Source organism: Segatella hominis (genome assembly GCF_004535825.1).
GTDB classification, from domain to species: Bacteria; Bacteroidota; Bacteroidia; order Bacteroidales; family Bacteroidaceae; genus Prevotella; species Prevotella hominis.
This window is the reverse complement of record NZ_SGVY01000083.1, coordinates 1-9,399: the sequence shown is the minus strand read 5'-3', so window position 1 is coordinate 9,399 and position 9,399 is coordinate 1. Positions and strand designations below refer to the sequence as shown.

General features: G+C 40.3%; 10 protein-coding genes and 1 pseudogene. 6 read left to right on the top strand and 5 right to left on the bottom strand.

Features of this window, described 5'->3' with window-relative positions:
• A pseudogene (locus EXN75_RS18400) lies at positions 1-178 on the bottom strand (IS982 family transposase); the annotation flags it as partial.
• Positions 179-503: 325 nt separating this feature from the next.
• Between EXN75_RS18400 and EXN75_RS16525 the strand changes: the two are divergent.
• From EXN75_RS16525 to EXN75_RS16500, 6 genes are all read left to right on the top strand, one after another.
• Positions 504-2,282 carry a hypothetical protein gene (locus EXN75_RS16525; protein ID WP_134844650.1) on the top strand — a complete coding sequence of 593 codons (1,779 nt, stop codon included), beginning with the start codon at positions 504-506 and terminating at the stop codon, positions 2,280-2,282.
• 48 nt (positions 2,283-2,330) lie between these two features.
• Positions 2,331-3,743 carry a DUF5723 family protein gene (locus tag EXN75_RS16520; protein WP_134844649.1) on the top strand — a complete coding sequence of 471 codons (1,413 nt, stop codon included), beginning with the start codon at positions 2,331-2,333 and terminating at the stop codon, positions 3,741-3,743.
• Between the two features lie 472 nt (positions 3,744-4,215).
• On the top strand, positions 4,216-5,367 hold the full coding sequence (locus tag EXN75_RS16515) for a PDDEXK nuclease domain-containing protein (RefSeq protein WP_134844648.1): 1,152 nt from the start codon (positions 4,216-4,218) through the stop codon (positions 5,365-5,367).
• Positions 5,368-5,385: 18 nt separating this feature from the next.
• Positions 5,386-6,048: a hypothetical protein gene (locus EXN75_RS16510; RefSeq protein WP_134844647.1), complete on the top strand. Its 663-nt coding sequence runs from the start codon at positions 5,386-5,388 to the stop codon at positions 6,046-6,048.
• Positions 6,049-6,060: 12 nt separating this feature from the next.
• Positions 6,061-6,525 carry an ankyrin repeat domain-containing protein gene (locus EXN75_RS16505; RefSeq protein WP_134844646.1) on the top strand — a complete coding sequence of 155 codons (465 nt, stop codon included), beginning with the start codon at positions 6,061-6,063 and terminating at the stop codon, positions 6,523-6,525.
• Between the two features lies 1 nt (position 6,526).
• Entirely contained in the window at positions 6,527-7,276 is a 750-nt protein-coding gene (locus EXN75_RS16500) for a hypothetical protein (protein ID WP_167639569.1), read from the top strand.
• A gap of 300 nt (positions 7,277-7,576) precedes the next feature.
• On the opposite strand, the gene EXN75_RS16495 is transcribed toward EXN75_RS16500, so the two are convergent.
• The 4 genes from EXN75_RS16495 to EXN75_RS16485 form a co-directional block, all read right to left on the bottom strand.
• On the bottom strand, positions 7,577-7,996 hold the full coding sequence (locus tag EXN75_RS16495; protein WP_134844644.1) for an N-acetylmuramoyl-L-alanine amidase: 420 nt from the start codon (positions 7,994-7,996) through the stop codon (positions 7,577-7,579).
• A gap of 110 nt (positions 7,997-8,106) precedes the next feature.
• The gene (locus tag EXN75_RS18705) at positions 8,107-8,202 is read right to left on the bottom strand and encodes a smalltalk protein (RefSeq protein ID WP_158570226.1); all 96 of its coding nucleotides are present in this window, start codon (positions 8,200-8,202) and stop codon (positions 8,107-8,109) included.
• An 81-nt stretch (positions 8,203-8,283) separates the two neighbouring features.
• Complete coding sequence (locus tag EXN75_RS16490) at positions 8,284-8,853, bottom strand: HU family DNA-binding protein (RefSeq protein WP_118120386.1); 570 nt, start codon at positions 8,851-8,853, stop codon at positions 8,284-8,286.
• A gap of 189 nt (positions 8,854-9,042) precedes the next feature.
• A complete protein-coding gene (locus EXN75_RS16485; RefSeq protein WP_118120384.1) occupies positions 9,043-9,258 on the bottom strand; it encodes a DUF4248 domain-containing protein in 216 nt (71 codons plus the stop codon).
• Positions 9,259-9,399 lie beyond the last annotated feature (141 nt).

Here is a 9,399-nt window from a genome sequence, read left to right as displayed (position 1 = left end):
ACTCCTGGGCGAGGAATATTTCCTAGCTCATTAACTAAATTTTTGGAGAAATCCTTGCATATCTCAAGAATTTTTACGAAATTTGCATACAAGTTGTGCATAGCGTGAAATATATAACTTTATAATTTGACACTACAAAGTTACTAAAAATCAACGAGATGCACAACTTTTTCTCCATAAAAATATACTAATTTTCAGGCGGTTTTTTAATTCCGCCAACAGGTTAATGAAAATGAATGTATATGTATCTATTCAGCGGTAGTCAAGAATTCATGTTGCGATAAATGGCATTGATGTTTCCATCAGCGCAGTCAACAGATTTTTCAGGTGGAAATATTCGTGAAAAAACAATGTCTTGCGTATAAATTGACGAATTGAGCGAAAAATTACCGATTATTTTACATGATTTTTTATAAAAATATGCTACATTTGCAAATGTTTTTTAACTTATGTAAGTTCTTTTAATGATTTTGAAGTTCTTTAATTATCAAATATTAATAACTATGAAGAAAAAACAAATGAAAGCAAGTTTATTACTTGTGTCTTTATTGACGGCTGGTTTCTTGGTAACCGGGTGTACAAATGACGATTATGATTTTGACCAGATTGATGCTACAATGGGATTTGGTGGTGGTGAATTGGAAATACCTGCCAGTTCTACCATGAACATTCCTTTGTCTGATATTCTGGAACTCGAAGAGAATGGTAGTGTGAAGATTGCCGCAAACGGTGATTATCTGTTCCAGTTGACAGGTACGGATGCTTCTACTGCTTCTCCTCAAATTTCTCCTATTCACTTGACGGGTAGATCTTATAACCATACGTTTACCTTGAGCACCAGTTCTGCTGCCAAGGGTACCCGTGCTGCTGGTACTCATCTCAGTTATGTCTCTCCTAAGCAACAGATGTTCGTATATAATGGTACGGATGCTGCCGTGAAGAGTCTGAATAGTGCTGAGGTGAATGGCGAAATCGTGCTGAATGTGAACCTCGCGCTCAACGGTCTTTCTTCTGCTATCACCACAATAGATAAGGTAACCATCAACCTTCCTGGCTATCTGCAGATTTCATCTGTCAATGGTAATGACAATGGCGTTCCTATGGTCAACGGCTCCAAGATTACCGTGGAGAATGTTTCAACAAGCCGCAATCTCCGACTCACCATCAAGGCTAAAAAACTGGATTTCGCAAATCAGAATGATTATGGTGAGGTTGTCATCGGCAATAATGGCTCTATCAAGATGGATGGTTATTTCGACCTCGGTATTGAGGCTCATGTAACGGGTGTTCCTACATCTGCACTGTCCATCGGTGCCAACGTGAAAGTCAATGATATTTACTTGAAGTCTGCTACCGGTATCTTCGACCCGGAAATCAATATCACAAGTTTGGGTGATGTAGTTGTGACAGGCGTTCCTGACTTCCTTTCAGAAGATGGCGTAAGAGCAGACCTGGATAATCCTCAGATTATTCTTTCTATCAAAAATAATATGGATGCAGCGGCGAAGGTGAGCGCAAAGGTGATTTCTACCAAGAACGGTCAGAACTTGGCTACCGTACAACTCCCTGAGATGCATATCTACAAAACTTCTGTTACGCCTGTAACCAAAATCTGCATCTGCCGCCATAAGACTGCAGAACTGACTACTCAGTATGGTGCTGCCAATGTATATGAGGTGAGCAACTTGGCTACACTTATCAACAAGCATATTCCAGACCATGTTCAGATTACCGATGTGGTGGCGAAAGCTGATCTCAGTCAGGAAATGACTATCGAGTTCGGACGCAATTACAATGTTGAGCCAAGTTATGAGGTCTATGCTCCGTTGGCATTTGCCGAGGGTGCTGTTATCGAATATGCAGATGATTTCGACGGTTGGAATGATGATTTGGATGAACTGGAATTGGCAGAGGGTACTTATCTGCGTCTTACTGCTGATGCACAGAATCTGGTTCCTGCTACCCTCATCGTAGAGGCTACTCCACTCGGAGTGAATGGTGCAGACATCAGCAACCAGATAGAAGTGAATATCAAGCAGGGTACTGTGAAGGCATCTGCTGATGGTGTCACAGCCGTGACTTCTCCGCTGGAAATCGAACTCCGTGAAAAGGTAAAGGGCGCATTGCAGAAACTCGACGGACTCTCTTATAAGGTAAAAGGTAAGGCAAGCCATGATGGAACTACCGTGACCGGTATCAACCTCAACTCTGAGAAGCATACCCTGAAGTTGGAAAACATCAAGGTGAAACTCGTGGGTAAGGTGATTGGTAATTTCAATTAATGACAGAGAGTAGTAACAGAATAATAACACACATAAAAGACAAAGAAAATGATGAATAAAATATATAAGCATGTCTTGGTTGCCTCTCTGCTGATGATGGGTGGCACCGCAATGGCTCAGACGCTCAATTCCGCTTACTTTACTGACGACTACAAGTTCCGTCACGATATGAACCCGGCTTTTGAGAACAAGCAGAACTATATCACCATCCCGGCTTTGGGTAATATCAATGTCAACCTGCAGGGCAACTTCGGTTACAAGGATGTTGTACTGAACAATCCGATGTATGGACAGGAGGCGGGTGCCAAGAAGATGACTTCCTTCATGAACCCTTATATCTCTGCCGATGAGGCGCTGAAGGGTTTCAGCAAGAGCAACAACCGCATACAGGGTGATGTAGGCATCGCCATTCTTTCTGCTGGTTTCAAGGGCTTTGGCGGTTATAATACCATCGAGGTAAATGCCAAGGCATCTTTCGGCGCTTCCCTGCCTTATGAGTTGTTTGAATTTGCCAAGAACACGGGCAACCAAAATTATGAGATTGGTGATGTGAGCATGATGGCTCGCTCTTATGCAGAATTAGCATTGGGTCACTCTCATCAGATCAACAAGAAACTCCGCATCGGTGCTAAATTGAAGTTCCTCTTCGGTGTGGCTGACGGTGATGTTCGTCTGGAAAACCTGCGTGCTGACCTCTCTGGTACTGACAAGTGGATCGTTTCCGGCAAGGCAAATGCACAGGTTTCCATGAAGGGCTTTACTTATAAGACTTCCGAGGATGAATATAATAATTCAGACAAGGGAAAATATGACAAGATTGATGATGTAGATGTTGATGGCGCAGGATTGAGTGGCTTCGGTATGGCACTCGATCTCGGTGGTGTCTATAAGTTGAACGATAACCTGACCCTGAGTGCTTCTGTTCTCGATTTGGGTTTCATCAACTGGAGCAACAATATGAAGGCTGTGAATAGAGCTGAGAGTTTCGAGTTCAATGGTTTCCATGATACTGCCGTCAGAGAAAACAGCGGTCCTACCATTGACGACAAGATAGATGATTACGGCGACCAGATAACCGACTTCGTCAACCTGAAGGATTTGGGCGATCAGGGTAGTCGTACCACCAGTTTGGCTGCTACGCTCAATCTCGGTGCCGAGTACAGTTTGCCTTCTTATGACAAGTTGTCTTTCGGTTTCCTGAGCAGCACCCGCATCAATGGTGACTATACCTGGAGCGAGGGCCGATTGAGTGCCAACTGGAAACCATTGAAGTGGTTGGATGGTGGTGTCAACTTTGCAGTCAGCAGTTTTGCAGCCAGCATGGGTTACGTCCTGAACATCCATCCTAAGGGTTACAACTTCTTCATCGGTATGGATCACATCTTGGGTAAGACCAGTAAGGAGTTCATTCCTCTTAGTTCCAATGCCAGCATCGCTGTGGGTATGAGCGTTGCCTGGTAACAGACGAATCAAACAGCAAAAAAGGGGTGTGTCACAGACTTATGACACACCCTTTTTTATTTTTTTCCTTTTCACAGATACGAAATCTTTAAAAACATTTTTATTTACAACAAAGCCCAAACTTTCACAAGCTCGGGCTTTGTTTTTCCGCAAAAAGAACGCCTAAAAAGGCAAAAAATAGTAAAATAGACCAGCCACTTGAGCGAACCACCGCAGTGTTTTCAATGGTATTAGGTTTTATTCTTTCCAAAACATTGTGTCCACAAAAACACAGCAAGGTATGTTTCGAATTACTCGAAACCTTTCAAGTTACTCTTGAAAGAACAAACGAATTGTCCTCCTAAGTCGGGCAATTTTACAGATAATAATTTTAATTTGTCTAAATAGTAGCAATATATGCCAATTATTCATTTTTTCTGATTGATTATCAAGATAAAACATTATATTTGTAGCATTAAATGGTTTTAGAATTATGGCAAAGAAAAATATAGACTTAGCAGTAGTCCTTCATGATGATTGCGACTACAAGGACTGGCTTGTGGAACTCAAGGAACGATTCTACAGCCATCGCCTCAAAGCGTCATGTGCCACCAATAGCTACTTGTTGGACTTCTATTGGAAGTTGGGACGAGACATTGAAGCTAAGCAATATACTAATACTTATGGCTCTGGATTTTACAAAAATCTCAGTCAGGATTTGAAGAACGAGATGCCTGGCGTAAAAGGGTTCTCGCCTATAAACTTGCGATATATGAGTAAGTTTTTCAAACTCTATGCTCCTCTATATAGAAATATTCCGCAGACTGCGGAACTTTTCTCTGATTCGTTGTCAGATTCAAATGTTCCGCAAGTTGCGGAACAATTTGAAAAACGTCAACAGCCTGTTGATGATTTCAATATGTTGTTATCAATTCCTTGGGACCATCATCGCCGTATCATCGACAAATGCAAGGATGATATGAACAAAGCCCTGTTCTTTGTAAGAAAGACATGGGAAAATAATTGGGGACGTGATGCGTTGCTTAATTGGCTTGACACAGACCTTTATGAGCGTGACGGCAAGGCTATCACCAACTTCCAGGCTACGCTTCCTGCTGTACAAAGCGACTTGGCGCAACAGATAACCAAAGACCCTTATCAGTTGGACTTTCTTAACTTAAGGGAGAAATATGACGAGCGAGACATCGAAGATGAATTGGTGAACAATGTAACACGTTTTCTTTTGGAACTAGGAAAGGGATTCTCTTATATGGGCAGACAGTTTCGTTTGGAGGTAGGTCAGCAGGAGTTCTTCCCAGACTTGCTGTTTTACAATGCCCACCTCCATGCCTATGTAGTCATAGAGCTAAAAGCCCAGTCGTTCCATCCATCGTTCTTGGGACAACTAAGTTTCTATGTATCTGCCATCAACCACCAATTCAAGACCGATATAGACAATCCTACCATTGGCTTGCTTATCTGTAAGGACAAGGACAACGTAGTGGCTAAATATGCCTTGGAGTCATACAAGGAACCAATGGGTATATCGGAATATCAGCTCTCTAAACTCTTCCCGAAAGACTTCAAATCATCCATGCCGACTATTGAGGAATTGGAAAAGGGATTGAAAGATAATCGAGAATAACGAGCCAAGATGCTTAATATGAATAAAGAAGAAATAAAACAAGAACAAAATAAAGGGCTAATAGCTCGCATATTAGGAGGAACACCCACTATTTTACAGAAGGTGTTCTTTATACTTATGGCATTTTCGCTGATATTATGGCCCTTGGGATGCTATGTTTCTATATTCTTTTTTGATGCCCCTGTTCGCTCTGATGTAGACAAAATATGTCGTTATGGTATGCTTATAACCATCTACTTGTATCCTATCTACTTGTTCCCTTTGTTGAGATTTATGTTTCAACTTTCAAAGAACTTAAGAGCAACTTGGCTTTATTATCTATGTCCGATAGTACCAATATTAATTCTTAGGTTGTTATTTTCAATTAGTACAATCAGTGCTCCGAAAATAGACAATACCGAATTTTGCACTAATGAGGATTTGGTTGGTCATTGGACTTTGAATGGTGGAGAAAGACAGATCAATTATCCTGAGATTGAATTTTTCAATGATAGTACGGTGGAATTATACTCACAAGCTGATACCCTATACAGATATACCTATTGTTTGCAAAATGATTCCTTATATCTCAATGACATAAATGGAAGACAATACGTAAATAAAATCAATAAAGTCGATGACGAAACCATTATGTTTGAGGGTATCGCAGATGTTAAAGGCATACAGATTTATCATAAATAAAATGTTCTTGAAATGAGAATCTATGAACGAAAAAATATACTTGAAAGAAATATAAATTATAGCAATGCGTATGGTAGAAATCTTCTACAAGAAGCTATTGTATCTTGTGAAAATGCAATTGCTATTGATTTAGTGAATAAAGGCATTGATATTGATCATCAAGATAAAATGGGATGGACTCCTTTACATTTCTGTGCGCAATACAACAATATAACCATTGCAGAATTGTTATTACAAGAGGGAGCAAAGGTAAATATTATTGATTGCTATGGCAATAATCCTCTATGGTATGCTGTATTCAATGCTAATGATGATTATTGTTTAGTCAAATTGCTTGTAAAATACGGAGCAGATGCATTAAGTAAAAATAATGCTATGCGCTCTCCTTTAGATTTCGCAAAGCAAATTGAAGATACGGAAATGATTAATATTCTTGCAAATAAAAATCTAATTTCAAAATACCAAAGTAAAAAGTAATATGAGGCATTTCTTATTGACAATCGTTATAGTCTTGGTCATAGCAATGGGGCTATCCTCTTGTCTATGTCAACCAAGGTCTGTAAGTTTTTCGCATCTTGTAGAAAAAATAGATAGCATAAATACTCATTTCTACACTTTACAACAAGCTCCACCGGATAGCGGTGTCCTACTAAAAGAAACTTTAGTAAAAGAACTTCTCGGAGATATTTTCTATCACCGTAAAGAGGTACAAAACAGAGAAGTTAGGCTCATCGGTGTCAGTCAACCATATACACAAGTCCTTGCCTGTGCCTTTAACATAAAGAGCATTGGTTTTGAATGGAAAACAAATGAAACATTTCTTGTTACTTATGGACATGAAGGAAAAATTGCAGATGTGTTGTATTTAGGTATGAACGAAATTAAACCTACATTTGTAAAGTTCAGTTTCAACAGCAAACGGCATATTCCTATGGAGGATATCCAAAGAAGCAAATGGGTATATTACGAGCAAAGTAAACTTCTAAAATTAGAGGTGTTTGAAGAAATTTCATGGCTTGACAAAGACCAAAATCCATGTTTGGACAACTACTATCATACTTTCTTCTATCGAATAGACGAACAAGGGCGTATTGTCCGCTTAAGAAAAGGGAAAATTGTACCTTATAAATATAACCATTCTGACCATGCCTATGACTCATACCTTAAAGCAGCACATAAACGCTTTGCATTACAATTCACTCCCTATTCAGAAAGGCACATGAAATAGTTAGAAGAAACTGAAAAAGAGTCCAAAAAAATCGTTATATTTAGGGGATAGCAAAAAAACAAAAATTATAATGGATTTATAGAATAATCCAAATTTTATTAGTAGTTTTGCAAACGATAAGAGTTGTTTGACAAGCAATCCTATGCACATTGCAGAAAATAGCCCTGTTGCCAAATCATTACCTCTATTGAGACGAAACACTCATAAATAGCTCATTTAAAGCTATTCAGCAGATTCTTGCGTAATTTTATCAGAAAAGAGGGTGCGTCACAGACTTATGACACACCCTCAGGGGAAAAACTAAGATTTAATCTCCTCCAACCACTCCTTAACACTAAAGCAAGGACACTCTTTTCTTACACCAGGAAGATCCCTGTGCCCGAGAATCGCGGCATCAGGAAAATCCTTGCGGAGACTCTTGAGAAGCTCCTCCATCGTCACTTTCTGCGCCAAGGTACGGGTATCAGCAGGCTTCCCGTTCTCATCCAGACCACCCTCGTAGCAGATGCCGATGCTGTGGGCATTGTAGTGGCGGGCATGAGCACCCACCTCACGCTCCGGGCGGCAAGGATAGAGCGTACCATCCTTTGTGATGTAGTAGTGGTAGCCCACAGACTTGAAACCTCTTGCCTTATGGCAGGCTTTCAAAGCCTCTATGGGAAAATCCTGGTTCACACGGGTTGCACTGCAGTGCAACACTATCAAATTGATTTCTCTCATGTTCTAAAAGTTTTTTAGTTTAAAAATTTAGTTAATACTCACTTCGCTTTCTTAGCAGTTAATACATACATAGTTCTTTCAGCAGTTGATGTCATCATCATCAGTTCCCCTTACCCCTGGCAGGAACTGACGCAAAAAGCGCTGGCGATGGCAGTCAAAACAGTGATTGCAAAATTGATAATCTTCTTCAATGTTTCCTTTTTCATAATCCAAATGTTTTATTCAATTAATATTTTATGTAAGCAAGTAAAAGAGTAAGGGTAGGGACGAATCCCTAACCCTATGTTTTACAGTTCATTATCTTCTCCGCTGCCTCCATTCTCAGATCCAGTGCCCTGAGAGGTGCCGCCACTCTCCTGGGTATTACCGCCAGAAGGCTTGTTGACACCCGAACCGCCGGCATCACCGTTCACAGAACCGCCTCCAGCGTTCTCACCATTTGAACTATCATCACCCAATATGGCACTTGCTCTCTTGATGGTAGCATCGAGTTTCAGGCGGTCGCTCATCAGCACACCAGTTGCTCTGGCTCTCAACTTCACACTCTCAATGTTCTTAGCCACAGAGAAATCCTTTTCTGATGCAGCACCACATTTGTTCTTGATGCCGATGGAGAAGATGGCCAAGTTGTCGATTTTCACGGCGATACCCTGCAGGGTCAACTCTCGGATACAGCTCACGAGGTCAGTCAGCATACCCTTGATGGCACCAGCTGAAAACGGCGTGTTGTGACTCGCCATGTGCTCGGAAAGACCATCCATACCGATAGTCTGGTTAATCACTGGAAATGCATAGTACTTACCAAATGCATTCGGCATCTTCTCATTCTTGTTCTTCTTCAAATTGATCAGAATCATTTTCTATTAATTTAATTTTAGTAACCAGATGCAATGAGGGCTACCGCGGATTCACCATCTGTTGCATCGCCAACCGTTCTGATTGACAATGCAAAGGTACGAAATAAAAAATCCCCAATGTCGTTTAATGTCACTTAATGTCGTTTAATGTCATTTAATGTCACGATAAAGTTGATTTTTTTTTTAAAATTACGGTTCTCCGAGGTAATACTTGATGAGATAAACCTGTTGTCGAGTCCAAATCTTAGCATATTTGGCATTGTGGCAATCTGATAAACACATGCTTAATTCTCGGTTTCTTTTTATCCAACGTGTCAATCGACGCAGCGCTGTGGCTGGATCGCAAGAAGGGAAATAGACCAAAGCTAACTCTGATTTCCCATAAATTCTTTCTTCAATTTTCATTGTCTTTATTTTATTGTCTTACTACAGAAAAAGTGTACACCATTTTAACTTAAAAAAAGTAAAATGGAAAGCAAAAAGAATGAACGTGCAAATTACAGTTTAGACTTTAAACTAAAAGTCTTGGCTGACATGTATGAGAAT

Coding starts and splice junctions, on each gene's coding strand:
- EXN75_RS16525 (WP_134844650.1), top strand. CDS start 504: ATGAAGAAAAAACAAATGAAAGCAAGTTTATTACTTGTGTCTTTATTG.
- EXN75_RS16510 (WP_134844647.1), top strand. CDS start 5,386: ATGAATAAAGAAGAAATAAAACAAGAACAAAATAAAGGGCTAATAGCT.
- EXN75_RS16490 (WP_118120386.1), bottom strand. CDS start 8,853: ATGATTCTGATCAATTTGAAGAAGAACAAGAATGAGAAGATGCCGAAT.
- EXN75_RS16485 (WP_118120384.1), bottom strand. CDS start 9,258: ATGAAAATTGAAGAAAGAATTTATGGGAAATCAGAGTTAGCTTTGGTC.
- EXN75_RS16520 (WP_134844649.1), top strand. CDS start 2,331: ATGATGAATAAAATATATAAGCATGTCTTGGTTGCCTCTCTGCTGATG.
- EXN75_RS16500 (WP_167639569.1), top strand. CDS start 6,527: ATGAGGCATTTCTTATTGACAATCGTTATAGTCTTGGTCATAGCAATG.
- EXN75_RS18705 (WP_158570226.1), bottom strand. CDS start 8,202: ATGAAAAAGGAAACATTGAAGAAGATTATCAATTTTGCAATCACTGTT.
- EXN75_RS16505 (WP_134844646.1), top strand. CDS start 6,061: ATGAGAATCTATGAACGAAAAAATATACTTGAAAGAAATATAAATTAT.
- EXN75_RS16495 (WP_134844644.1), bottom strand. CDS start 7,996: ATGAGAGAAATCAATTTGATAGTGTTGCACTGCAGTGCAACCCGTGTG.
- EXN75_RS16515 (WP_134844648.1), top strand. CDS start 4,216: ATGGCAAAGAAAAATATAGACTTAGCAGTAGTCCTTCATGATGATTGC.